Source organism: Alistipes sp. UBA6068 (assembly GCF_949428155.1).
Taxonomy (GTDB): Bacteria; Bacteroidota; Bacteroidia; order Bacteroidales; family Rikenellaceae; genus Alistipes; species Alistipes muris.
On the sequence record NZ_CASQFS010000005.1, the window covers coordinates 64,020 to 89,163 of the forward strand.

23 protein-coding genes are annotated in these 25,144 nt (G+C 62.7%); 9 read left to right on the top strand and 14 right to left on the bottom strand.

What is annotated here, in order from left to right; translation table 11 throughout:
* The first annotated feature begins 15 nt into the window (after positions 1-15).
* The 4 genes from upp to QVG21_RS04080 all read left to right on the top strand — a co-directional run bounded on the left by upp (position 16) and on the right by QVG21_RS04080 (position 4,413).
* On the top strand, positions 16-672 hold the full coding sequence (gene upp / locus QVG21_RS04065) for a uracil phosphoribosyltransferase (protein ID WP_251213922.1): 657 nt from the start codon (positions 16-18) through the stop codon (positions 670-672).
* Positions 673-2,505 carry an LTA synthase family protein gene (locus QVG21_RS04070; protein ID WP_287922497.1) on the top strand — a complete coding sequence of 611 codons (1,833 nt, stop codon included), beginning with the start codon at positions 673-675 and terminating at the stop codon, positions 2,503-2,505. It begins immediately after the preceding gene.
* A 100-nt stretch (positions 2,506-2,605) separates the two neighbouring features.
* On the top strand, positions 2,606-3,535 hold the full coding sequence (locus QVG21_RS04075) for a helix-turn-helix transcriptional regulator (RefSeq protein ID WP_251213920.1): 930 nt from the start codon (positions 2,606-2,608) through the stop codon (positions 3,533-3,535).
* The gene (locus QVG21_RS04080; RefSeq protein WP_251213919.1) at positions 3,532-4,413 is read left to right on the top strand and encodes a cation diffusion facilitator family transporter; all 882 of its coding nucleotides are present in this window, start codon (positions 3,532-3,534) and stop codon (positions 4,411-4,413) included. Before QVG21_RS04075 ends, QVG21_RS04080 begins: the two co-directional genes overlap by 4 nt.
* Positions 4,414-4,458: 45 nt before the next feature.
* Here the strand turns inward: QVG21_RS04080 and yidD are convergent, their stop codons facing one another.
* From yidD to QVG21_RS04130, 10 genes are all read right to left on the bottom strand, one after another.
* Positions 4,459-4,719, bottom strand: a complete 261-nt coding sequence (yidD, locus tag QVG21_RS04085) for a membrane protein insertion efficiency factor YidD (protein ID WP_288816612.1) — start codon at positions 4,717-4,719, stop codon at positions 4,459-4,461.
* Complete coding sequence (locus QVG21_RS04090) at positions 4,676-5,047, bottom strand: ribonuclease P protein component (protein WP_287922503.1); 372 nt, start codon at positions 5,045-5,047, stop codon at positions 4,676-4,678. Before QVG21_RS04090 ends, yidD begins: the two co-directional genes overlap by 44 nt.
* 11 nt (positions 5,048-5,058) lie before the next feature.
* Positions 5,059-5,877 carry a uroporphyrinogen-III synthase gene (locus QVG21_RS04095; protein WP_502871757.1) on the bottom strand — a complete coding sequence of 273 codons (819 nt, stop codon included), beginning with the start codon at positions 5,875-5,877 and terminating at the stop codon, positions 5,059-5,061.
* A 67-nt stretch (positions 5,878-5,944) separates the two neighbouring features.
* Positions 5,945-6,613: a DUF4271 domain-containing protein gene (locus tag QVG21_RS04100; protein WP_287922507.1), complete on the bottom strand. Its 669-nt coding sequence runs from the start codon at positions 6,611-6,613 to the stop codon at positions 5,945-5,947.
* 494 nt (positions 6,614-7,107) lie between these two features.
* Positions 7,108-8,280 carry a sensor histidine kinase gene (locus QVG21_RS04105; RefSeq protein WP_287922509.1) on the bottom strand — a complete coding sequence of 391 codons (1,173 nt, stop codon included), beginning with the start codon at positions 8,278-8,280 and terminating at the stop codon, positions 7,108-7,110.
* A gap of 12 nt (positions 8,281-8,292) precedes the next feature.
* A complete protein-coding gene (locus QVG21_RS04110) occupies positions 8,293-9,954 on the bottom strand; it encodes a S41 family peptidase (protein WP_287922511.1) in 1,662 nt (553 codons plus the stop codon).
* Positions 9,947-10,420: a hypothetical protein gene (locus QVG21_RS04115; protein ID WP_251213912.1), complete on the bottom strand. Its 474-nt coding sequence runs from the start codon at positions 10,418-10,420 to the stop codon at positions 9,947-9,949. The genes QVG21_RS04110 and QVG21_RS04115 overlap by 8 nt, the downstream gene beginning before the upstream one ends.
* A gap of 24 nt (positions 10,421-10,444) precedes the next feature.
* On the bottom strand, positions 10,445-11,341 hold the full coding sequence (locus QVG21_RS04120; protein WP_287922513.1) for a 4-hydroxy-3-methylbut-2-enyl diphosphate reductase: 897 nt from the start codon (positions 11,339-11,341) through the stop codon (positions 10,445-10,447).
* Between the two features lie 15 nt (positions 11,342-11,356).
* The gene (cmk, locus tag QVG21_RS04125) at positions 11,357-12,058 is read right to left on the bottom strand and encodes a (d)CMP kinase (RefSeq protein ID WP_251213910.1); all 702 of its coding nucleotides are present in this window, start codon (positions 12,056-12,058) and stop codon (positions 11,357-11,359) included.
* Positions 12,045-12,722 (bottom strand): LysE family translocator, encoded by a 678-nt coding sequence (locus QVG21_RS04130; protein WP_251213909.1) that lies wholly within the window; start codon positions 12,720-12,722, stop codon positions 12,045-12,047. The genes cmk and QVG21_RS04130 overlap by 14 nt, the downstream gene beginning before the upstream one ends.
* A 187-nt stretch (positions 12,723-12,909) precedes the next feature.
* On the opposite strand from QVG21_RS04130, the gene QVG21_RS04135 reads away from it, so the two are divergent.
* Complete coding sequence (locus tag QVG21_RS04135) at positions 12,910-13,215, top strand: DUF3467 domain-containing protein (protein ID WP_251213908.1); 306 nt, start codon at positions 12,910-12,912, stop codon at positions 13,213-13,215.
* Positions 13,216-13,449: 234 nt separating this feature from the next.
* Here the strand turns inward: QVG21_RS04135 and QVG21_RS04140 are convergent, their stop codons facing one another.
* Both QVG21_RS04140 and lnt read right to left on the bottom strand, forming a co-directional pair.
* Positions 13,450-14,742: a bifunctional folylpolyglutamate synthase/dihydrofolate synthase gene (locus QVG21_RS04140; RefSeq protein WP_287922516.1), complete on the bottom strand. Its 1,293-nt coding sequence runs from the start codon at positions 14,740-14,742 to the stop codon at positions 13,450-13,452.
* Between the two features lie 12 nt (positions 14,743-14,754).
* Positions 14,755-16,317, bottom strand: a complete 1,563-nt coding sequence (lnt, locus tag QVG21_RS04145) for an apolipoprotein N-acyltransferase (RefSeq protein WP_287922518.1) — start codon at positions 16,315-16,317, stop codon at positions 14,755-14,757.
* Positions 16,318-16,433: 116 nt separating this feature from the next.
* Between lnt and QVG21_RS04150 the strand changes: the two genes are divergently transcribed.
* Complete coding sequence (locus tag QVG21_RS04150) at positions 16,434-17,336, top strand: nucleotidyltransferase family protein (protein ID WP_287922520.1); 903 nt, start codon at positions 16,434-16,436, stop codon at positions 17,334-17,336.
* Between the two features lie 100 nt (positions 17,337-17,436).
* Here QVG21_RS04150 and QVG21_RS04155 read toward each other — a convergent pair whose 3' ends face one another.
* Entirely contained in the window at positions 17,437-19,020 is a 1,584-nt protein-coding gene (locus QVG21_RS04155; protein WP_287922522.1) for a peptide chain release factor 3, read from the bottom strand.
* Between the two features lie 124 nt (positions 19,021-19,144).
* On the bottom strand, positions 19,145-20,704 hold the full coding sequence (nadB, locus tag QVG21_RS04160; protein ID WP_287922524.1) for an L-aspartate oxidase: 1,560 nt from the start codon (positions 20,702-20,704) through the stop codon (positions 19,145-19,147).
* Between the two features lie 171 nt (positions 20,705-20,875).
* Here nadB and QVG21_RS04165 point away from each other — a divergent pair, with 171 nt between their 5' ends.
* The 3 genes from QVG21_RS04165 (at position 20,876) to QVG21_RS04175 (ending at position 25,132) form a co-directional block, all read left to right on the top strand.
* Positions 20,876-22,084: an S-adenosylmethionine:tRNA ribosyltransferase-isomerase gene (locus tag QVG21_RS04165; protein WP_287922526.1), complete on the top strand. Its 1,209-nt coding sequence runs from the start codon at positions 20,876-20,878 to the stop codon at positions 22,082-22,084.
* Positions 22,085-22,306: 222 nt separating this feature from the next.
* Positions 22,307-23,593 carry a phosphopyruvate hydratase gene (eno, locus tag QVG21_RS04170; RefSeq protein ID WP_287922528.1) on the top strand — a complete coding sequence of 429 codons (1,287 nt, stop codon included), beginning with the start codon at positions 22,307-22,309 and terminating at the stop codon, positions 23,591-23,593.
* A gap of 276 nt (positions 23,594-23,869) precedes the next feature.
* Positions 23,870-25,132, top strand: coding sequence for an anaerobic sulfatase-maturation protein (locus QVG21_RS04175; RefSeq protein WP_287922530.1), 1,263 nt, complete (start codon positions 23,870-23,872; stop codon positions 25,130-25,132).
* Positions 25,133-25,144: the final 12 nt, after the last annotated feature.

Here is a 25,144-nt window from a genome sequence, read left to right on the forward strand (position 1 = left end):
AAACCTCAAGCTATCATGGAGTTGCATATCCTCAGCCAGCAGAACACCGTGCTCAACAAGTTCATCGCCCAGATTCGCGACAGAGAGGTGCAGACCGATTCGATGCGTTTCCGCCGCAACATGGAGCGCATCGGCGAAATCACGGCCTACGAACTCTCGAAGGAACTGAACTACACGCCCCGGACGGTCGAAACGCCGCTGGGCGAAGCCGTCGTGCAGCAGATCGACGACCGGATTGTCATCGCCACCATCCTGCGTGCCGGGCTGCCGTTCCACCAGGGTTTCCTCAATTATTTCGACGACGCGCAGAACGCGTTCGTCTCGGCCTACCGCAAGAGCACCAAGGACGGGAAGTTCACGGTGAAGGTCGAATACATTTCGTGCGGCGACCTGGAGGGCAAAACGCTGCTGCTGGTCGACCCCATGCTGGCTACGGGTTCGTCGCTCGTGCTGGCCTACAACGCGCTGTGCGAGCGGGGCGGCACTCCGGCCCATACGCATGTGGCGTCGGTCATAGCCAGCGAGCAGGGCGTGGACTACGTGATGAAGAACATGCCCCGGCAGACGACCACCGTGTGGGTGGCGGCGGTCGACGAGGAGCTGACCTCGCGTTCGTACATCGTGCCCGGCATCGGCGACGCGGGCGACCTGGCCTACGGGGAGAAAATCTAAATGAAACATAAGCTGGCCTTTCTTCTGGCCGTTTTCGCGGCGACGGTGCTGCTGCTGGCCGTGCAGAAGCCCGTGTTCCTGGCGTGGTATGCCGTGGGGCGGGGATTCACGGCCGCCGACTGGTGGCAGGTGGTGCGGCATGGCCTTGCGCTCGATATGACCGTGGCAGGCTATGTGACGGCGCTGCCCGTGCTTGCCGTGCTGCTGTCGCTGTGGGTCCGGCTGCCGGAACGGCCGATGCGCTGGCTGCTGACGGGCTATTTCATTGCGGTTTCGGTCGTTGTGGCGGCTATCTTCGCCGTGGACCTGGCGCTCTATGAACATTGGGGATTCCGGGTCGACGGCACGATTCTTATCTACCTTGCCGACCCCCGCGAAGCGATGGCCAGCGTCGATTTCTGGCTCGGCGTGCGGCAGACCCTGCTGTTTGCGCTCTATGCGGCGGCGATGGGGTGGGCCTACTCGCGGGTAGTCCGGCTTTTCGACGGGGAACCGCTCCGGTGGCGGGCGGCTTTGCCGTGGAGTGCGGGCGTGCTGCTGCTGGCAGGGCTGGATTTCCTGGCGATTCGCGGCGGACTGGGCGCTTCGGTGGCCAACGTCTCGAAAGTCTGTTTCAGCTCCGAAATGCTGCTTAACCATGCGGCTATCAATCCGGTTTTCTCGTTCCTCTCGACGCTGGGCGAACAGACCGACTATGCCGCGGAATATCCCTTTTTCGACGAACGCACCCGGGCGCAGAAATTCGATGCCGTCCGCGGAAACCGCCCCGGCACGCAGCCTGCGGAGCGGCTGCTGCGGACCGCGCGGCCCAATGTGGCGGTGATTATCCTCGAAAGTTTCGGCCGGACCGTCATGGATGCCGAGACTGAGGGCGAACCGGTCATGCCCTGCATGCAGCGGCTCAAGGAGCAGGGTGTTTGGTTCGAGAACTTTTTCGCCAACTCGTTCCGGACCGACCGCGGCGAAGTGGCAATATTGAGCGGATTTCCGGCGCAGACGCGCATTTCTGTCATGAAACTGCCCGGCAAAAGCCGCAGCCTGCCCTCGATGGCCCGCTCGCTCGGACGCGAGGGCTACCGCACGCGCTTCGTCTATGGCGGCGACCTCAATTTCACCGACCAGGCGTCGTACATGTATGCGACGGGCTGGCAGCAGCTTTTCTGGCAGAAAGATTTCGACTTCGACACGCCCCCGGCCGACTGGGGCTACGACGACCGGGTCATGTGCGAATGGTTCGGCGAGCAGGTCGTCCGCTGGAGCGCCGAGGGGGAACCTTTCCTGGCCGGGCTGCTGACGCTGAGCAGTCACCCGCCGTTCGACGTGCCCTATGCGAAGTTCGGCGACCGGATGTTCAATGCGACGGCTTTTGCGGACGAGTGCGTGGGGCGGATGATCGAACGCTGGAAAGCATCGCCCGCGTGGGACGACCTGCTGGTGGTGCTGGTGGCCGACCACAGCGTAGCCTATCCGCCGTCGCTGGCCTACAACGAACCCTTGCGTCACCGGATACCGATGATATGGACCGGCGGGGCGCTTGCGACCCCTCCCCGCACGGTGGAGGAATACGCGTCGCAGATAGACCTCTGCGCCACGCTGCTGGGGCAGTTGGGGGTGCCGCACGACGATTTCGATTACAGCAAGGATATTTTCGACCCGGCGCTTCCGAAGTTCGCCTACTACACGTTCAACGACGGTTTCGGCGTGGTCGACGCTTCGGGCCGGGCGCTCTACGACGCTGCGACGGGGCAGGCGGCTCCGGGGTCGGACCCACGGCTGGAGGAGACGGGGCGGACCCTGCTCCAAACCACCTACGTCGACATCGGCCGCCGCTGACGCCCGGAGGGCCGCCCTTGTGAAGCCGCATCCCCTTTTTTAGGTATTGCCGGGCCGCGGGGGAATCGCTAACTTTGAACCCGCAGAAAAATAGATGCTTATGTATAGTTCGGGCTATTCTTCGGACATGCGGATGTGCGACCTGGTGTGCGACCGCTATCCGGTGTTGCAGGTGATGAGCCGTTTCGGCATTGCGCTGGGCTTCGGCGACAAGACCATCGCCGAGGTGTGCGCCGAAAACAAAGTCGACACCGAGACCTTTCTGGCGGTGGTGGGCATGTCGGTCAACCGCAGCGGCGGCGTGGAGCTCTCGGGCGCCGTGGCGGTGCGGTCGCTGCTCAGCTATCTCCACAATTCACACAGCTATTTCCTCGGCTTCCGGTTGCCCGCCATCCGGCGCAAGTTGATAGGCGCGGTCGATTGCAGTCTGAGCGACGTGTCGTTCGCCATCATGCGCTATTTCGACGAATATGCCGCCGAGGTCGACCGCCACATGGCCTACGAGGAGAAGTCGGTGTTTCCCTATGTCGAAGCGCTGCTCGCGGGGGAGAAAAAGGCCGATTACTCGATAGACGTATTCCGCCGTCAGCACGACCAGGTCGAAGCGCGGCTGCACGAACTCAAGAACATCATCATCAAATACTACCCCTCGGGCGGTACGAACGAACTGAACGGCGTGCTCTACGACATTTTCACCTGCGAGGAGGAACTGGCGTCGCACAACGCCGTCGAAAACGAACTTTTCATCCCGGCCGTCGAACGGCTTGCGGCTGACGGCCCCGGCGAAGCGCGGCAGGAACCGCTGAGCGCCCGCGAACGCGAAATCATCGTCTGCGTGGTCAAGGGGCTTACCAACAAGGAGATAGCCGACTGCCTCTGCATTTCGACCCACACGGTCATCACCCACCGGCGCAATATTGCATCGAAATTGCAGATCCATTCGGCGGCGGGTCTCACGATCTACGCCATTGTCAACAAACTGGTCGAACTCTCCGAAATCAAGGATTCCATTAGCGATACCTCCGCATGAAGCATCGGCACCATCCCGTCTCGTCGCTCAACCGCGCCTTTCTGATAGGCATCGGACTGAACGTGCTGTTCGTGGCCGTGGAGTTCTGCGCGGGGCTGTGGTACGGGTCGATGGGGCTGTTGTCCGATGCGGGACACAATCTTTCGGACGTGGCGAGCCTGCTGCTGGCCATGTTGGCGTTCCGGCTGGCGCAGGTCGGGCCCAAGCCGCGCTATACTTACGGATACAAGAAGAGCACGGTGCTGATTTCGCTGTTCAATTCGCTGATTCTGCTGATCGCCGTGGGGGTCATCATCGCCGAGAGCATCAACCGGATGATTCACCCCACGCCTATCCCCGGCGGGGTCATCGCCTGGACGGCGGGTATCGGCGTGCTGGTGAACGGCTTCACGGCGTGGCTTTTCATGAAAGACCGCAAGCGCGACCTGAACGTCAAGGGGGCCTATCTGCACATGATTGCCGACGCGCTGGTGTCGGTGGGGGTTGTGGTTTCCGGCGTGGTGATTCTGCATACCGGGTGGACCATCGTCGACCCTATTGTGGGTTTGGTCGTGGCGGCTGCCATCATCGGTTCGGTCTGGTCGCTGCTGCGCGACAGCCTGCGCCTTGCGCTCGACGGCGTGCCTGCGGGCATCGACGTGGCGGGGCTGGAGCGGTGCATGAAGGGCGTCGAAGGGGTGCTGGCGGTCCATCATATCCATGTTTGGGCCATCAGCACGACTGAAGCGGCGCTGACGGCCCATGTCGTGCTGTCGGACCCCTGCATGATGGTGTGCGTGAAACCCAAGCTCAAGGAACTGCTTGCCGAAGCGGGGGTCGTCCACGCCACGCTCGAATGCGAGACCGTCTCCGAACATTGCAGCGGCCGCTGCGAATGACCGTCCCGAAAAGTCTGCGGGCGAACGCGCTTCCGATAAATATGCTTACGGTACCGGGTCGTAGCCGCTTCCGCCCCACGGGTGGCAGCGGGCGAGCCGCCGCAGGGTGAGCCAGCTCCCTTTGAGAGGTCCGTACTTGCGCAGGGCTTCCAGCGCGTATTGCGAGCAGGTGGGGACAAAGCGGCACGACGGAGGGGTGAGCGGCGAAATGCAGAGTTGGTAGAACCTCACCAGCCCGATGAGCGGCCACGCAAGCAGCCGCTTACAGGCGCCCGGCAACCGCTTCCAGAATCCGCCGGACGGCATGTTCGATGTGTTTGTAGGGCAGGACCTCCTTGGACGAGTAGATAAGCGCGATGTCGAGATTCGTGCCGCGGCCGGTCCGGGCGAGAATCCCCTTTTGCAGGCGATAGGCTTCCTTGGTCCGGCGGCGCAGGAGGTTGCGTTTGTTGGCCCGCTTGTGGAACTTCTTGGGCACGGAAAAGAGCACTTCCGTGGTGTCGGCCGCATCGGCTTCGGCATACCACACATAGCGGAACGGAAAGACGAATCCGCCGTGGCCGCTCTCGAACAGACGCCGCACGGCTCCGAGCGAACGGAGCCGCTCAGTGCGGGGTAGCGAACGGTCGGGCATGGGGTGCGGGGTTATTTGCGGCTTTCGGCCGGGGTGCGGCGGGTGCGGCTCTTGGCGAGCTTGTGCTGCTGGGTGCGCAGGAACTCCTCCTTGTGGGTGTCGGTGGGCAGGTCGACGGGTTCGGCCTCCTCGCCGCGTCCGAGCTTGGAGAGCAGCAGGTCGACGGCCTTGACCATCGACGGGGCTTCGGGGGTCGGCGCGCTGGCTACGACTCGCAGTCCGGCGTCGACGGCCGCCCGCAGCGTTCCCTCGCCGAAGACCGCCACAGGGGGCACCTCCTCGGTACCGAACTTCTCGACGAGCGTCGTGACGTCCGAAGGGGAATAGAGCGCCAGCAGCCCGTACTCTTCCGGCCGGAGGGCATCGAGGTCGGCGGCGACGGTCCGGGCCAGAATCACCGGGTCGACGGCCAGCTTGAGCTTCGACAGCGCGTCGGGCAGCTCGGGCTTGTGGGGCTCGCTCAGAGCCAGCAGGAATTTCTCCTCCTTATGCTTGATAATCAACTCGATGAGCGAAGTGAACGAACCGTCGGCAAACGAAATCTTGCGCTTGCGGTAGACGATGTATTTCTGCAGATAGAGCGCCACGGCCTCGGTCTGACAGATGTATTTCATGGTCTCGGGCACCGTGATGCGGGCCTCCTCGCAGATGTGGAAGAAGCTGTCGACGGTGGTGCGCGAGGTGAAAATCACGGCCGTGTGGGTCAGAATCTCCACCCGCTGCGAACGGAACTCCTTGAGCGATACGCCCTCGACGCGGATGAAGGGCTTGTAGGCGATCTCGATACGACGACTGCGTGAGAGCTCGTAAAAGGGCGACTTCTCGACGATGGCGGGCCGCGGCTGCGACACCAGGATGTTCCTCACTTCCAAATTAGCAGACTTTAAGATTTACGATTCATTGCGAACTCCCCGCCAAAAGCAGCCACACGAAGCTGACGGGGAAGATTTCCACGGCGCAAAGGTACAAAAACCAATGCAAAATCGAAATTTTTTTACCAATAAACAGATGCAGCGACTCGCGCAGGTAGAGCATCGAGGTGACGGCGAGGGCCCCCGCCGCGAGGCAGAGCCAGAGGCTCCCCCCGCCCCGCGGGCAGAGGGCGTAGAGCGTCACGAGGGGCACGGCGAAGAGCACCGCCAGGGCGAAGTAGATGCGCCCGACGAGCAGCAGCTGCCCCACGAAGGGCTGCGTGCGCGTGACGGCCCCGGCGATGCGCAGCGCCGCGATGCGGAACCCCGCCACCAGGGCGCAGAGGAGCGTGGCGAGCCCCGGCAGCGCCGCGACGGCCATCGGCGCGAGGGCGGCCGCGCGGTGAGGCGGCACGAGCTCGTCGGCGCCCTTCACCACGGCGATGCCGGCGAAGAGCAGCCCGATGGCGGCGGCCACGCGCAGGAAGCGCCCGAAGCCGCTGCGGCCCGGGTCCTCGGCCAGGCGCTCGACCGATGCCGTGTCGCGCGAAATGCGGCTCAGGAGGCTGCGCACGTCGCCCAGATGGCGGTAGAGCAGCATGACATAGAGCCCCGCGAGCAGCAGCACGGCCCCCTCGAAGGCGGCATTGCGCACCAGCGACGCGCGCTCCCCGACGCGGGGTCCGGGCGCGGCGACGGCGGCCGACTGCGCGCCGTAGAGCTCCGCGGCGTCGACCGTGCGCCAGGCGGCCCGGGCATCCGCCGCGGGATCGGCCGCGGGATCGGCTGCGGGATCGAAGCTGAAGGCCCGGCCCAGGGGCGCGAGCGTATCGCGGGCGAGCGCCGACGCCCCGGCGGCCGCGCTGTCGGCCTGTGCGTGCGACGCGGACGACGCAGACGACGTGCTGTCGGCGGCGGGGTGCGCGGTTTGATGCGCGGCGGAGACAGCGGGGTGCACGGCGGCGGAGGAGGAGGAGGAGTAATGCGCGGCGCCGGGACGTGCCGCGCCGTGCGTGCTGTCGGCGCCCCCGCGCACGGCCGACCGACCCGCAGTGGGAGTGGCGGCAGATCCCGCAGCAGCAGAACCCGCAGTGGCGGCCACGCTGTCGGCGGCAGCCGCCGGGCGGAGGTATGTCACCGTGTCGGGCATCAGACGAAGGTGCGTTTGAGGGTGATGCGGATGGTGGTGCCGCGGCCGATCTCCGAGTCGACGACGGCGATGCGCCCCTGGTGGTACTCCTCGACGATGCGGCGCGAGAGCGAAAGCCCCAACCCCCAGCCTCGGGTCTTGGTGGTGAACCCGGGCTCGAAAATCCGCTTCCAGTTGCCTTTGGGGATGCCCTTGCCCGTGTCGCGGACGTCGATCATGACGTGGTGCTCGTCGGCCGAAATGTGCACGTCGATGGAACCGTGGCCTTGCAAGGCGTCGAGCGAATTCTTCATCAGGTTCTCGACCACCCACTCGAAAAGCGCCGTGTTGATGTTGGCCTGCACGGGAGCGATGGCCAGGCCGTTGTAGCCGAGCGTGACGTTGCGGGGGATGCGCTTGCGGAAGTACATGACCGATTCGCCGACCGTTTCGTTGATGTTGGCCGGGGTGAGGGGCGTTTCGGAGCCGATTTTCGAGAAGCGGTCGACGATCTTCATCAGGTGGGTGAGGTCCTTGTTCATCTCGTCGACGGCCGACTGGTCGACGGGCTGCGAGCGGAGGTACTCGATCCAGCCTAAGAGCGACGAGGTGGGGGTGCCCAGCTGGTGGGCGGTCTCCTTGGCCAGCCCGATCCACACGCGGTTCTGCTCGTCGTGCTTGGTCGACCGGAAAGCGATGAAGCCCAGCAGGATGAAGACCGTGACGACGAGAATTTGCACGTAGGGGAACCAATAGAGCGACTTGAGCAGTCGGGACTTGCCGTAGAAAATGATGTGGTAGTGTTCGTCGGGCCACCAGAACCGCACGGGCCGCGGCGGATTCTCCTCGGTGAAGTCGTCGATGCGGCGGCGCAGCAGGTCGGGGTGGTCGATGATGCGGTCGGGAATCAGGTGCGAGGTGATGACCTCCAGATTCTCGTTGGTGATGATGAACGGGATGTTGTTGTTGGTCGACATGATGTCGGCCACGAGCGGGTCGGCCATGGCACCGCCCATCGCATCGCGGTTCACCCGCTCCATGGCGTGGGCCCACAAGGCCACGTCGTGCTGCTCCTTTTCGCGCAGGCGCGTGGCCATGTTGTTGGTGTAGAGGAGCGACAGCGCGCCTAAGAGCACCCCGACGACGATGACCACCACGCGGTTGCGGAACGAGAGCATGCGACGGAAATTCATGGCTTCCGGGGGTTATTTGCGGCGCGTATCCTGCTCGGTGAGGATGCGCCGGTACTCCTGCGGGTCTTGCAGCAGAGCGGCGGCCTGCTGCACTTCCTTGTCATCGGGAAGCGAACGGGCGACGACCCCTTGGGCGTAGCCGTGGCGCAGGACGATGTCGTTGTTGATGGACCGCTCGATCTCCTTGCGGTAGGTCTCGATGTTGGCCTGCGTGTCGTCGTGCAGGTTCTCCTCGATGGTCGCTATCTGCCGCTCGATTTCGTCGAAACGGTCGGCCCTGGCCGCCTCGCGGAGCTGCCGGAGCGTGCGGCGCGAATCGGATTCGTAAGGCACGTGCTTGTCCTCCATGAATGCGCGGAAGTCGGCGTAGTCGGCATCGCTGATGGCGAACGCCGTGAGGTCGGCGGGCTTCTCGGGGTGGCGGCGCATGTATTCGTCGCCGAAGTCGTCGATGAATCCCAGCGCATAGAGCGTGGCAGCGAAACGGCTGATGTATTCGGGCTCGGTGGGGAGGTCGGGCATGATGCCGCCGCCGTCGTAGACCTTGCGGCCCCCGCGGGTGGCGAATTCGCCGATGAGCGAATCGGGCACGGCGCTGACGGCTCCGTCCTGCGAGTGCGAGTAGTCGATGGCCTGGATGCAGCGGCCCGAGGGAATGTAATATTTGGCGGTGGTGAGCTTGAGCATGGCGTTATAACCCAAGGGACGGGTGCTCTGGACCAGCCCCTTGCCGAAGCTGCGCTGTCCGATAAGCACGGCGCGGTCGAGGTCCTGCAACGCTCCGGCGACGATTTCGGCGGCCGAAGCGGTGCTGCCGTTGATCAGCACGACCAAGGGCAGGTCGGGGAACGCGGGCTCGGAAGCGGTGCGGTAGGTCTGCTTCGACTGGTCGGTGCGTCCTTTGGTGCTCACGACCTCCGTGCCCTTGGGCACGAACATCGAAAGAATCTTGACCGCCTCCTGCAAGATGCCGCCGCCGTTGGACCGGTAGTCGAGAATCAACCCTTTCAGGGGCCCCTCCTGCCGCAGCCGCTCGATGGCGGCGCGCATCTCCTCGTAGGAACCCTCGGTGAAATCGCTGTGGCGCAGGTAGCCGATGCTGTCGGCGACCCGTCCGGCGTAGGGTATGCTGGGGATGGCGATGCGTTCGCGCGTGAGGGTGACGGTGCGGTGCGAACCGTCGAGGTGCTCGACCGTCACCTTGACCTTGGTGCCGGGGTCGCCCTTGAGCGCCGCCGAGACCTGCTCGGTGGTGAATCCTTTGGCCTCCTTGCCGTCGATGGCCAGAATCCGGTCGCCGATCCGCAGCCCGGCGCGGTCGGCCGGCGAATCCTTGTAGGGCTGGGCGATGATGACCCACTCGCCCTTTTTGCGGATGAGCGAACCGACGCCGCCGTACTTGCCGGTGGTCATCAGCTCGAAGTCCGGCATTTCGTCCGCGGGGATGAACTCGGTGTAGGGGTCCAGGTCGCGGACCATCCCCTGCGCCGCGCCGAGCATGAGCTTGTCGGGGTCGACGGGGTCGACATAGCCCACCGACAGCTCGCGCATCATGTTGACGGCGATTTCCATGTTGCGGCCCAGTCCGAAGTCGTTGCGGCTGCCGTAGGTCAGCAGACCTGCGGCGGCGAGCGCTGCGGCGGCCGTGAGCAGATAACGGTATTTTCTATTCATGGTATCCGGTCATTCGTATGTAGGAATCCAGCCGGTATTCGACCCGTGCCACTCCGCGGCGGATGCCGTCGAGCCGGATGTGCGTTCCCTCCTGCGAAACTTCGATCCGGTCCTCGAAAAGCAGCATCAGCCGATGGAAGAACCCGTCGGCGCGGAAAGTCATCGTACCGTCGGCCTCGCTCACCAGCGAAAACCCTGCCGACTTGAACGCGTTGACGATTTGCTGGCGGTGGCGCGCCGTGTCGCCCTCGACCCTGCGGACCACGAAGCCGAAACGCGGGTAGAACGCCGCCAGCACGACGATGGCGCCCAGCAGGGTCAGGTAGCGGGTCGTGTGGAACATGACGTAGAACGTCTCCCGGGCCGAAAGGGCCGAAGTGCCCGTCACGAGCATCAAGGCCATCAGAGCGAAGCACAGGATGCACAAGGCGGCGAAGTATTTCAGCGAGCGAAGAAAATAGTTCATATCAGGTAAAAAGTGTAAGGTTGTCTATTTCATGCAGGTTTTCCCGAAAGCGGACGGCGGCAGCTCTTCGTTCCGGATTGCTTCTGCGACCTGCTGCATCAGCCATTTGGGGGTCGACGTGGCGCCGCAGATGCCGACCGATGCGGCGTCCTCGAACCATCCGGCCTGCAATTCGGCGGCTTCCTCGATGTTGTAGGTGAGGGGATTGGCCCGGCGGCACACCTCGAACAGCACCTTGCCGTTGGACGACTTGCGGCCGCATACGAAAATCACCACGTCGAACCGCCCGGCGAACCGGGTCAGATGTTGTTCGCGGCCCGATACCTGCCGGCAAATCGTGTCGTCGATGCGCACGGCGGCAGGGTCTGCGGCCCGGCGGCGCATTTCGGTGCCCAGCCGCTCGAAGAGCGCGATACTTTGGGTGGTCTGCGACAGAAAGTGAATCGGCCGGGCGAAGTCGATTTGCGCCAGGTCTTCTTCGCTCTCCACGACGATGGTCGGTTCGCCGACCTGCCCCGTGAGCCCCACCACTTCGGCGTGGCCCCGTTTGCCGAGGATGACCACCTGCCCGCCGACGGGCTGCATTTCGGCGTGCGCCTGCACGACCCGGGCTTGCAGACGCGCCACGACGGGACACGTGGCGTCGATGATGCCGATGCCCAGCCGCCGGGCTTCGGCGTAGGTCGTCGGCGGTTCGCCGTGGGCGCGAATCAGCATCCGCCCGCCTGCCGCCTGGGCCATTCCGTCGCGCGTGAGCGTGTGCAGCCCCAGCTGTTCGAGCCGCTGCACCTCGATGCGGTTGTGGACGATGTCGCCCAGCGAAAAGACCGCACCCCCTTGGGCGAGCGCCGCTTCGGCCTCGTCGATAGCCCGGACCACGCCGAAGCAGAACCCCGATTTGTCGTCGATTTCGATCTGCATGGCCGATGAATGGTGTCAACCCTTCGTTGTTTCGTCGAACAGCCGGACGAACCACTCCATCTGTTCGTCGACGGTCATGCGGCTGTTGTCCAGCACGATGGCGTCGTCGGCCTGCCGGAGCGGCGATATGGCGCGGCTCATGTCGGCCTTGTCGCGTTCGCGGACGTTGCGCTCGATTTCTTCGAGGGTCACCTGCTGGCCTTTGGCCGTCAGTTCGTCGTAGCGGCGCCGGGCCCGCACGGCCGGGTCGGCCGTCATGAAGAGCTTCAGTTCGGCGTCGGGGAATACCACCGTGCCGATGTCGCGGCCGTCCATCACCACCCCGCGGCGCCGGCCCATTTCCTGCTGCATGGCGACCAGCTTTTTGCGCACGGCGGGGATGGCGCTCACCTGGCTGACGCAGTTGCTCACCTCGATGGTGCGTATCTTGCCCTCGACCAAGTCGCCGTTGACATAGATGTCGCTGGCGCCGCGCGCGGGATTGAACCGGAACGTGATGGCGATCTGGTCCAGGAGGCGGCAGACGGCTTCTTCGTCGACGATGCCCGAGCGGATGGCGCCGTGCTCCAGAGCGTAGAGCGTCACGGCGCGGTACATAGCGCCTGTGTCGATGAAGATGTAGCCTAAGCGGGCCGCGATGGCCTTGGCGAAGGTGCTTTTGCCGCACGACGAAAAACCGTCGACGGCGATGATGATTTTCTTATCAGTGGCCGACATTGGGGAAGATGTCAAAAAAGGTGGATAATATGGTGTACAAGCCCAGGATGCCGATGACGGCTCCTGCTACGTGGTTGATAGTCAGCATGTGGCGCGGCCGGAACCGTCGCCGGAAAAGGTTGATGAAGAACGCCAGGAAGGTCCACCACGCGGCGGCTCCGCCGAAGAATCCGGCGATGACCAGCACGGCCCGCAGGAATCCGCTGAACCCCTGCCCCTGCACGTCGCCGCTGGAAATGTTGAAGACGGCGAAGAACGCGAGGATATAGGGGATGACCATGATGAAATTGGCGATCGTCAGCCCGAAAATCGAAACGAAATCTTGCCACAGGGAGCTCCTGCCCGCGCGGTTGCGCCGGATTTGCGGCACGGGGTTCTGCGAGAAGATGTAGATGCCGACCCCGATGACCAGCAGCCCGCCGACGATGCGCAGGACGGTGTTGTACTGCTCGATCTGGCTCTGAAGCATCGAGTAGAAGAAGAACGCCGCCATGGCCATGAAGGTGTCGGCGCAGGCGACCCCGATGCCCGAGACGATGCCCGAACGCCGGTTCTTGGAGAGCGTGCGCTGGATGCAGAGCACCGCCACGGGGCCGACGGTAATCGACGCCGCGATGCCCACGCAGATGCCGCGGAAGAGGAGTTCGGGAATTTCGAGTGACATAGTCCGGGTTTAACATGCGAAGATACGAAAAAGCTGCGATATTCGCACAAGCAACGTTCAAAAAAGGGGCCGCAGGCTCTCCGAAAGGTCGGATATGTTGATAAAATATCGAAAACTTCGGCCCGGTTCCTGCATAACGGGCCTCGGAAAAGGGTATTTTTGTACCCGTCAACAATCTTGGAACGCTATGGCAGAGATGAAACAGTTCGGGCTCGATGTGGAGCTGGACGAGCAGGTGGCCCAGGGCCACTATTCCAATCTGGCAATCATATCCCACTCTACGTCGGAGTTCATCGTCGACTTCGCGACCGTGCTGCCGGGCGTGCAGAAGGCCCGGGTCAAGAGCCGCATCATTCTGACGCCCGAGCATGCCAAGCGCCTGCTGCGGTCGTTGCAGGAGAATATCGTGCGCTACGAAAGCAGCGTCGGCAAAATCGAAATCCCCTCGCCCCAGCAGCCGTCCGACGCCGGACCCAAGATGGGAGAAGCGTAAAAGCGAAACGGGAGCCTCGAAAGGCTCCCGTTTCGGTAATTAAAAATTAAGAATGAAAAATTAAAAATTGTCGGAGCCGAACAGATGCGGACCGGATTCATATTCTGTACGGACTTCCGGCCGGGTCGAAGCGCTCGGAGTTTGCGGCCTTTGCGGCCTTTGCTGAATGCCCCCCCCCTCATGGCTGTCCGTTCCCGGAAAAATGATTTTTAATTCTTAATTTTTCATTTTTAATTACTCCATCGCTTCCGCCACGACATAGGTGCTTCCGCCGATGAAAATCATGTCTTCGGGCGCGGCGAGTTCGCGGGCGCGGGCCAGCGCTTCGGGTACGGTGTCCGCCGTTTCGCCCTGCAATCCGTAGATGGCGGCCTTGGCGGCGAGTTCGGCGGCCGGCAGGGCGCGGTGGCTTTGGGCGGCCGTGAAAATGTAGTGCGCATCGCGGGGCAGCAGCGGCAGGATGTGCGCCAAATCCTTGTCGCGGACGAATCCTACCACACAATAGAGTTTTTCGTGCGGCGTGGCCTTGAGCTGTTCGGCTACGTAGGCGATGCCGTGGGCGTTGTGGCCCGTGTCGCAGACGGTCAGCGGCGCGTCGGCGATGCGCTGCCAGCGGCCGAGCAGCGAAGTGTTGGCCGCCGCATGGCGGGTCCCCTCCACAAAGGCGCGGCGCGAAATGGTGAGCGGGGTTTCTTCGTGCAGGAAGTCGATGGTCGCCGCCGCCGTGATGATATTGCGGCGCTGATAGTCGCCCGCCAGGTCGAGTTCTATCTCGTAAGGGCGGTTGTCGCGCGTGCGGCGCAGCCGGAACTGCTGACCGTTCTCCTTGGGGTGCTGTTCTTCGCAGGCGAAGACTTCTTCGGCATAGACGACCTTCGACTTGTTGGCCGTGGCCGCCTGCTCGATGGCGGGGTTGTAGCGGACATCGCTTTCGCCGACGACCACCGGAATGCTTTTCTTGATGATTCCTGCCTTTTCGGCGGCAATCTTCGGCAAGGTGTCGCCCAGCAGGTCGGTATGTTCCAGCCCCACGTTGGTAATGACGCTGACGATGGGCACGATGATGTTCGTGGCGTCGAGCCGTCCGCCCAGTCCGGTCTCGATGACGGCCACTTCGACGTCGCTCTGCGCGAAGAAGTCGAACGCCATGGCCGTGGTCATCTCGAAGAACGAAAGCCCCAGTTCGACCATCTTGTCGTGGTGCTTGTCGACGAAGTTCACCACCTTCTGCTTGGGAATCATCTCGCCGTCGACCCGGATGCGCTCGCGGAAATCCGCCAGATGGGGCGACGTGAAGAGCCCCGTGCGGTAGCCCGCCTGCTGGAGCACCGAGGCGATGATGTGCGAGACGCTGCCTTTGCCGTTGGTGCCGGCCACGTGGACGGTGAAGAAGTTGCGCTGCGGGTTGCCCATGTGGCGGCAGAATGCGGCGATACGCTCCAATCCCGGTTTGTAGGCCGTGGCGCCTTTGGTTTCGTAGGCGGGCAGGGCCTGAAAGAGGAATTCGAGGGTCTGGGTGTAGTTCATACCGAAGTTGTGCTATTGTACGAGGTGATTGCGTTTGCGGACCCGGTAGGCGAGGTAGTAGAGCAGCGAGAGCAGCAGGACGTATTCGGCGATGCGGCCCAGGTAGTCGCCGTAGCGGGTGTAGAAGGTCTGTCGGGAGTTGAGCGGCACGTCGGCCGTGAGGATGCCGCGTTCTTCCCAGCCGAGGGTCGCGCCCGTGTCGCCGCGGGCCGAAATGAAGCCCGAGCGTCCCGTGTTGGCCGAGCGGGCGACGGCGCGGCGGTGTTCGATGGCCCGCAGGCGCGAAATGGTGAACAGATGGCGGTAGCCCGGCGTGTCGCCCCACCAGCCGTCGTTGGAGACGATGGCCATGAACTGCGCGCCGCGGCGGACGAAACCGCCGTAGAAGTCGCCGTAGAGCCCCTCGTAGCAGATGGCCGGGCCGACGGAGATGCCGTTGTGCGTGAACGCTGTGCCGTGCGGGCCCACGCCGATTTGCCCGAGCGTGCCGCCGAGGTCGATGACCAGGAATTCCAGCCACTCGAAAAGCCACGGCATGGGGGTTTTCTCCACGCCGATGACCAGCCGGCCCTTGTGGTGGATTTGGCGGCGGCCTGCGGTGTCGAGCCCGAGGGCGGAGTTGAAAATGTCGTAGTAGGTGCCGTCGGCATAGCGGCGGGCCGTGCGGGTCCGTGCTCCCGCGGGGTAGCGGCGCAGGGTATTGGCTCCGGTGACGAGCAGGGCGCCGGGAGCGTGGCGGCGGAGCGTGTCGAGAAGTTCGTCGGGAAATCGGCCTGCGACGGCGGGTTCGCGGTAGTAGCCCGGCAGGGCCGTTTCGGGCAGGAGGATGAACTGCGCATCGGCCGGAACGCGGGCCAGCAGGTCGATGAGGTTGCGTTCCTGCCGCGCGGCGTCGGTGTGGAACTTGTCGTAGCAGTCGACGTTGGGCTGAACGATGGTCACGCGGGCCGTGCTCTCGTCGGGCTGCTCCCAGCTCAGCCAGATGCCGAGCGAGAGAAGCATGGGCAGAAGCAGCATGCAACCTGCCGCCACCCAGCGCCGTACGCTGCGCCGCGCCTGCCAAGCCTCGAAAAAGAGAATGTTGCAGAGCAGCACCCACAGCGAACCGCCGAAGACACCCGTATATTCGTACCACTGCACAGCCCATACGTCGTGCGAGAAACCGTTGCCGAGGATGAGCCACGGCCACGAGAATTCGCCCACGGTGTACCAGTATTCGGTGGCGAGCCATGCGGCGACCAGCACCGTGTAGGCCAGCGCCTTGGGACCTTTTTTGGAGACGCTGTGGTAGAGCATGAAAGCCACGAGGTTCAGCGTCGTGGACGCGAGCGTGGCTGCAACGGGCCCCACGGGCGTGGCGTTCCATATCCACCAGATGGTGGCGATGTTCCACAGCGCGAAAGCGAGCGCCGCCCACCCCAGCATGCGCCACCACGAGCGGCGCGATGCGTCGTAGGTCGAACTTATCCACAGCAGCGGCACGAGCGCCACAGGCAGCGTGAGCCCCGAAAGCGAGAGCCAGCCTCCCGAGAGCAGGAGGACCGAACCGATTGCCGCCGCGATTTTACGAGACATGTAGGGGTGATTTTATGCGTGCAAAAGTAGTCAAACGGCGGCATATTTCAAACCTCCGGTGCGGGTTTTTACGAAAAAAGGGCTATATTTACATTCCGAAAAACGAAAAACAAACGATGAAACCTACGCTTTTTGTGCTGGCGGCCGGCATGGGGTCGCGCTACGGCGGTCTGAAACAGCTGGACGGGGTGGGACCCCACGGCGAAACGATCATGGATTACTCGATTTTCGACGCCGTGCGCAGCGGCTTCGGCAAGGTGGTCTTCGTCATCCGCAGGGATTTCGAGCAGGATTTCCGCGAAAAGGTGCTTGCGAAATACGCGAACCACGTTCCTGTGGAGGTGGTTTTCCAGTCGGTCGACGCGCTGCCCGAGGGCTTCGCCTGCCCGGCGGAGCGGACCAAACCGTGGGGAACCAACCACGCCGTGCTGATGGGCAAGGACGCCATCCGTGAGCCGTTCGCCGTCATCAATGCCGACGATTTCTACGGCCGCGACGGTTTCCGCGTGCTGGCCGAATGGCTTTCGCAGGCCGAGGGCGAGAATCGCTATTGCATGGTGGGCTACCGCGTGGGCAACACCCTGTCGGAGAGCGGCACCGTGTCGCGGGGCGTCTGCCGGACCGATGCCGAGGGCTATCTGACCGGCGTGACCGAACGGACCGACATTGCGCGCGTGGATGGCGAGATTACCTTTACGGGCGATGACGGGCGGCCCGAGACGACGCTCGAGACGACGCCGGTGTCGATGAACATGTGGGGCTTCACGCCCGACTATTTCCGTTATTCGGAGGAGCTGTTCAAGACTTTTTTGGCCGAAAATATCGACCGGCCCAAGGCTGAATTCTATATTCCGTTCGTGGTCAACGAATTGATCGTGAGCGGTAAGGCGGCGGTCGAAGTGCTCGACACCACGGCCCGGTGGTTCGGCGTGACCTATGCCGAGGACCGGCAGGGCGTGGTCGACAAAATCCGGGCGCTGGTCGACGCCGGAGAGTATCCCGAAAAACTCTGGCAGTAATCCGATGTGAAAGTTGAAAGGTTAAAGGTGAAAAGTGTACTGCCGATTAAAACGTTTTAGCAGCCTGCTTTTCACCTTTCACCTTTCACTTTTTACTTTCCTAAAATTCCGACGCGAACGAGAACCGGATGTCCTTGAAATTTTCCTGTGCCAGCGCGAGCGCATAGCTTGTGTCGGCGAGGAAGACATCGCGGCCGTGCTTGTCGACGGCCATGTTGGTGTGCTTGCGCTTCTTGAAGTCGGCGAGCTGCGAGGCGTTGTCGCTCTCGATCCAGCAGGCCTTGTAAATCGAAATCGGCTCCCAGCGGCACGAAGCGTTGTATTCGTGCTCCAGGCGGTATTGGATGACCTCGAACTGGAGCGCGCCCACCGTGCCGATGATTTTGCGGCCGTTGAGGGAGCTGGTGAAAAGCTGTGCCACACCCTCGTCCATGAGCTGGTCGATGCCCTTGGCCAGCTGCTTGAACTTCATCGGGTCGGCGTTCTCGATGTAGCGGAACTGCTCGGGCGCGAACGACGGGATGCCCGTGAACTTGAGAGGCTCGCCCTCGGTGAAGGTGTCGCCTATCTTGAAGTTGCCCGTGTCGTGCAGACCCACGATGTCGCCGGGGTAGGCGGTGTCGATGACTGATTTCTTTTCGGCCATGAACGCCGTGGGCGACGAGAATTTCATCTGCTTGCCACTGCGCACGTGGAGGTAGTTTTTGTTGCGCTCGAAAGTCCCCGAACAGATTTTCAGAAAGGCGATGCGGTCGCGGTGGTTGGGGTCCATGTTGGCGTGTATCTTGAAGACGAAGCCCGTCATTTTGCCTTCCTGCGGCTCTACGGTGCGTGTTTCGGTAGGTGCCGGACGCGGTGCGGGGGCGATGCGCACGAAGCATTCGAGCAGCTCGCGCACGCCGAAGTTGTTGACCGCCGAGCCGAAGAAGACGGGCGCCAGCTCGCCCCGCAGGTAGGCATCGCGGTCGAATTCGTCGTAGACGCCCTCGACCAGTTCGACGTCCTGCCGCAGTTGCTCGGCGAACTTGGCGCCGATGTGCTCTGCCAGCGCGGGAGCTTGCAGGTCGCGGATTTCGACCGTCGAAGCGTCGGCCGTCTGCTTCTCGTCGGAGGTGAAGAGCGAAAGGCTCTTTTCGTAGAGGTTGTAGACCCCCTTGAACGTCGGGCCGTTGGAGATGGGGAATGCCAGCGGCCGCACGCGGATGTGCAGCTCCTTTTCCACCTCGTCCAGCAGGTCGAACGGTTCCTTGGAGGGGCGGTCGAGCTTGTTGATGAAGACGATGACGGGGGTTTTGCGCATGCGGCATACCTCCATCAGCTTGCGCGTCTGGGCCTCGACGCCCTTGGCGCCGTCGATGACGATGATGACCGAATCGACGGCCGTGAGGGTGCGGTAGGTGTCCTCGGCGAAATCCTCGTGGCCGGGGGTGTCGAGGATGTTGATCTTGCAGCCGGCGTACTCGAATCCCATGACGGCCGTGGCGACCGAAATACCGCGCTGGCGCTCGATTTCCATGAAGTCGGAGGTGGCGCCTTTCTTGATTTTGTTGCTCTTGACGGCTCCGGCCACATGGATGGCGCCGCCGAACAGGAGCAGTTTTTCGGTCAGGGTCGTCTTGCCCGCGTCGGGGTGCGCGATGACCGCAAAGGTGCGGCGGCGCGCTATTTCGTCGTGTAAAGCCATAGTCGGTAATTAAAAATTAAGAATGAAAAATTAAAAATTGCGGAGGTCGGGAACCGAGCGGTGTCCTGTTCTGCTGCAAGGCCAACTTCCGGAAAAATGATTTTTAATTCTTAATTTTTCATTTTTAATTCTCTTTGGGATAGTCTATATTATAGTGGCAGCCCACCGATTCCTTGATTTCGCGGCCCTGCTTGATGACGAGGTAGGCCACGGCAATCATGTTGCGCAGTTCGCACAGCTCGCGGTTGGGCTTGGTCTTGCCGTAGAGTTCCTCGGTCTCCTCGTAGAGGGTCGACAGGCGGCGCATGGCGCGCTTGAGCGAGAGGTTCGAGCGGACGATGCCCACGTAGTTGGACATGATGGTCTGCATCTCGCGCTTGGACTGGATGATCATCAGCATCTCCTCGGTGTGCTGCGTACCCTCGAAATCCCAGTCGGGAATGCCTTCCTGGAAATCCGTCTTGCCGAGCTCTGCCGCAGCGTGGGCCGCAGCCCGGTCGGCGTAGACCACCGCTTCGATGAGCGAATTGGAGGCCAGCCGGTTGGCGCCGTGGAGCCCCGTGCAGGAGGTTTCGCCCAAGGCGTAGAGCCGTTTGACGGAGGTCTGCCCGTCGGTGTCGACCTTGACGCCGCCGCAGCAGTAGTGGGCCGCCGGGGTCACCGGAATCAGGTCGCGCGTGATGTCGATGCCTATCGAACGGCACTTCTCGTAGATGTTGGGGAAGTGGCTGCGGACCGCTTCGGGGGCCTTGTGGGTGACGTCCAGATAGACGAAATCTTCGCCCCGGCGGGTCATTTCGCGGTAGATGGCGCGGGCCACCACGTCGCGGGGGGCCAGCGACTTCATGGGGTGGTACTTGTCCATGAACTCCTCGCCCGACTGCAGGCGCAGGATGGCGCCGAAGCCGCGCATCGCCTCCGTAATGAGGAAATTGGGCTTCTCGCCCGGGTTGTAGAGCGTCGTGGGGTGGAACTGGATGAACTCCATGTTCTCGGTCAGCGCCTTGGCGCGGTGGCACATGGCGATGCCGTCGCCCGTGGCTACGACGGGATTGGAGGTCGTGGAGTAGATGTTGCCGCAGCCGCCCGTCGCGACGACGGTGACTTTGGCCAGCATGGTCTCGATTTCGTTGGTCCGCTCGTTGAGGACGTAGGCCCCGAAGCAGGCGAGCCCGCGGGTGTGGCGCGTGACGAATTCGCCCAGGTGGTGCTGCGTCAGCAGGTCGACGGCGAAATGGTGTTCCAGCACGGTGATGTCGGGGTGGCTGCGGACCGACTGGATAAGGGCCCGTTCGATTTCGGCGCCCGTGAGGTCTTCATGGTGGAGGATGCGGTGCTCGGTGTGGCCCCCCTCGCGGTTGAGCTCGAAGCGGCCGTCGGGCGTCTTGTCGAAGCGCGTGCCCCAGCCGATGAGGTCGCGGATGGAATCGGGCGCATGGCGCACCACCAGCTCGACCGCCTCCTGCCGGCACTTGCCCGCGCCGCAGACCAGCGTGTCCTCGATGTGTTTCTCGAACGTGTCGGGGGCGTAGGTCACCGAACAGATGCCGCCCTGGGCATAGTTGGTGTTGCACTCCTTCATCTCGCCTTTCGTCACGATGGTGACATGGCCGTGGGCGGCGGCCTTGAGCGCGAACGTGAGACCCGCGGCGCCGGAGCCGATCACCAGAAAGTCGGTTTTCATCGGGTTGATACCTTTTAATAATGCGTCGCGAAGATACGAAAATAAGGCGAAAGTTGAAAACCCGAAAGCGAAAGGCCGTTCGGAACCGGGCCCGGCGGTATCGTATCGGGGCGGGCCCGGAGCGGAGAATCGCTGTTTTTTCTTAACTTTGCGCACCCAAACAAGACGAAGATGGAACGACACATAGCTATCGGCGACTACTGCTACGACCTGCCCGAGGAGCGGATCGCCAAATTTCCGCTGGCGCGGCGCAGCGATTCCAAGCTGCTGGTGTGGCAGGGCGGCGAAATCGGCGAACGGCGTTTCGCGCAGATAGGCGACGCGCTGCCTGCCGGGGAGCTGCTGGTGTTCAACAACACGAAGGTCATCCGGGCCCGGGTCATCATGCACAAGCCCTCGGGCGCCCGCATCGAGGTGTTCTGTCTCGAACCCCACGCCCCGGCCGACTACGAACGGGCGTTCGCCGTGACGGGCAGCTGCGAGTGGTCGTGCATCGTGGGCAACGTCAAGAAATGGAAAGAGGGCTATGTCGAAATCAACTTCGAGCACGAGGGGCGTCCCGAGCATCTGCGGGCCTGGCTGGTCGGAGAGGAGGGGCGCGAGCGGCTCGTGCGCTTCGAGTGGTCGGCGCCGCTGACGTTCGGCCAGCTGCTCGAATGCCTGGGCCGGATTCCGATTCCGCCCTACCTGAACCGCGAGAGCGAGGAAATCGACAATACGCGCTATCAGACCGTCTACTCGAAGTTCGAGGGTTCGGTCGCGGCGCCGACGGCCGGGCTGCACTTCACGCCCGAACTGATCGGCGAAATGGAGCAGCGCGGTTTCGGGTTCGAGGAGGTGACGCTCCATGTGGGTGCGGGAACGTTCCTGCCCGTCAAGGAGGAGGACGCCGCGCGGCACCCGATGCACACCGAGCATTTCGAGGTGAGGCGTTCGACGGTGGCGCGGCTGCTCGAAAAATGGGGCCACATCACGGCCGTGGGAACCACTTCGGTGCGTACGCTCGAATCGCTGACGGCTCTTGCGTGGCGAATCCGCACGGCCGGGACTCCCGACGCCGGGCGGGTCATCGGACAATGGGAGCTGTACGACGTTCCCCACGAATTTTCGGGCCGCGATGCGTTGGCGGAACTGCTGGCCTATATGGATGAGCAGGGGCTCGACCGGCTGAAAGCCGCCACGCAAATCATGATTACGCCGCTGGGTTACGAGTTCCGCATCGTCAGCCGCATCGTCACCAATTTCCACCAGCCCTCGTCCACGTTGCTGCTGCTGGTCGCGGCTTATGTCGGCGACGACTGGCGGCGCATCTACGACTACGCTCTCGCGCACGATTTCCGTTTCCTGAGCTACGGCGATTCTTCGCTGCTGATGCGGTAGGGCGCTTTTGCCGGGCTGCGGCAGGCGAAGCGTGAAAAAAATAACAACGGACAGCGCCGATTCACAATAATTTTATACCTTTGCGGCACTGCCGGTTTTTCGGGCGGAACGTTGCGGACGGCACGCACCCATGGCGGGTCTCCGCGGCCGGAAGCCGGGGACTGAGGCCCGGAGCGGCAGATTTGTGCGAAAGATTCAGTAACCAATCAAATTCATAAGACTATGCAGATTGTAGAGATTCATGCAAGAGAGATCCTCGATTCGCGAGGAAATCCGACCGTCGAGGTCGAAGTGCGCACCGTATCGGGTGCTTTCGGTCGTGCCGCCGTGCCGAGCGGTGCGTCGACGGGCGAAAACGAGGCGCTGGAGCTGCGCGACGGCGACAAGGGCCGCTACCTGGGCAAGGGCGTGCTGAACGCTGTGAAGAACGTGAACGAGAAAATCGCTCCGGCCATCATCGGCATGAACGTAGCCGACCAGGTGGGCATCGACAAGACGATGATTGCCCTCGACGGCACGAAAACCAAATCGAACCTGGGCGCCAACGCCATTCTGGGCGTATCGCTGGCCGTGGCACGCGCTGCCGCCGACTACTTCGGGATGCCCCTCTACCGCTATATCGGCGGAGCCAACGCCAAGACGCTGCCCGTGCCGATGATGAACATCATCAACGGCGGTTCGCACTCCGACGCTCCCATCGCGTTCCAGGAGTTCATGATTCGTCCCGTGGGCGCTCCGTCGCTCAAGGAGGGTCTGCGCATGGGCGCCGAGGTGTTCCACAACCTCAAGAAGGTGCTGCACGAGCGCGGTCTGTCGACGGCCGTGGGCGACGAGGGCGGTTTCGCTCCCGCGCTGAACGGCACGGAGGACGCTCTCGATTCCATCATCAAGGCCATCGAGAAAGCCGGCTATGTTCCCGGCAAGGACGTGATGATCGGCATGGACTGCGCTTCGTCGGAGTTCTACAAGGACGGCATCTACGACTACACCATCTTCGAGGGTGAAAAGGGTGCCAAGCGTTCGTCGAAGGAGCAGGTCGAGTACCTCAAGGGCCTGGTCGAGAAGTACCCCATCGACTCGATCGAGGACGGTATGTCGGAGAACGACTGGGAGGGCTGGCAGCTGCTGACCGCCACCATCGGCGACAAGTGCCAGCTGGTCGGCGACGACTTGTTCGTGACGAACGTCGACTTTCTGAAGAAGGGCATCGAAATGGGCTGCGGCAACTCGATTCTCATCAAGGTGAACCAGATCGGTTCGCTGACCGAGACGCTCGACGCCATCGAAATGGCACACCGCGCAGGCTACACGTCGGTAACGTCGCACCGCTCGGGCGAGACCGAGGATTCGACCATCGCCGACATCGCCGTGGCTACCAACTCGGGTCAGATCAAGACCGGTTCGATGTCGCGTTCGGACCGTATGGCCAAGTACAACCAGCTGCTCCGCATCGAAGAGGAGCTGGGCGACGAAGCGATTTACGGCTATACCAAGGTATACCGCAAGTAAGTTTCGCACTTCAATAACCGGTTCCGGCAGTCTGCAATAGGCTGCCGGAATTTTTTTGTCTGTAACATGGCCGCTGGGCAGGCAGGGTTTTCGGACGCAGCCTGCGGGGCACGCTTGCGGGCCTCCGCCGGGGGAGGCTGCGGCCCGCGCGGCTCCAAGAGCCGCAGGAGACGGACAGAGTATAAGTGCGGATTTTTTTTGCCGCAACCTTGGCCGCAGTCGGTTTTGCCGGGGCGGCGTTTTGAAATCCCGAACCGATGTCGTATTTTTACGACGATGAAGGATATTTTCACCTTTCGCGATGCGGAGAAGCAGGCGGGGCCCGTTGCGTTCACCACGATGCTCAAGCCTGCGGGTTCGGCCTGCAACCTCGATTGCCGCTATTGTTATTATCTCGACAAGGCGGCGCAGTACGGCGGCCGCCAGGCCGTCATGAGCGACGAACTGCTGGAACTCTATGTCCGCCAGTACATCCAGGCCAACGAAGTGCCGACCGTGCAGTTTTGCTGGCATGGCGGGGAGCCGCTGTTGCTGGGGCTCGATTTCTATCGCAAGGCGGTCGCTTTGCAGCGGCGGTATGCCGACGGCAAGCATATCGAAAACACGTTGCAGACCAACGGGGTGCTGATCGACGAGACATGGGCCGAATTTTTTGCGGCCAACGCTTTTCTGGTGGGCGTTTCGCTCGACGGACCCGAAGAGATTCACGATGCGTTCCGCACGACCAAGGGCGGTGCGCCGACGTTCGGGCAGGTGATGCGGGCCGTCGGGCTGCTGCGCGACTTCGGGGTGGAATATAACACGTTGAGCGTCGTGAACCGGATGTGCGAGGGGCGCGGCGCCGAAATATACCGTTTTTTTCGCGATACGGTCGGCAGCCGTTACATGCAGTTCCTGCCTGCTGTGGAGCATGTCGTCGACCGTCCCGGGATGCGCCGTCCGGCAATTGTTTCGCCGGAGCACGAGGGGGCGCGGCTGGCCGAATGGTCCGTCACGGCGAAAGGCTACGGCGATTTTCTGTGCGACGTTTTCGACCGGTGGGTGGTGAGCGACGTGGGGCAATGTTACGTGCAGCTGTTCGAGGCCACGCTGGCGCAGTGGTGCGGCGTTCCGCCGGGCGTCTGTTCGATGGGCGAGACCTGCGGCGACGCGCTGGTGGTCGAACACAACGGCGACGTCTATTCCTGCGACCACTTCGTCTACCCCGAATATCGGTTGGGCAATATCCGCGACACGCCGCTTTCCGAAATCTATCGGTCCCGGAAGCGTCACGACTTCGGGCTGGCCAAGCGCAACGCGCTGCCCGCCGAGTGCCTGCGCTGCAACTATTATTTCGCATGTCGCGGCGAGTGTCCCAAGCATCGGTTCGAGACCGGAGCGGACGGCTGCCGCAAGAATTCGTTGTGCGAGGGGCTGCTGCAATACTTCCGCCACGCCGAGCCTTATATGGATTACATGCGCGGATTGCTCGGCCGGAACCAGCCTCCGGCGTGGGTCATGTCTTTCGCCCGGCAGCGGATGGGGTTGGTCCGGCCATGATTCGCAGGCAGG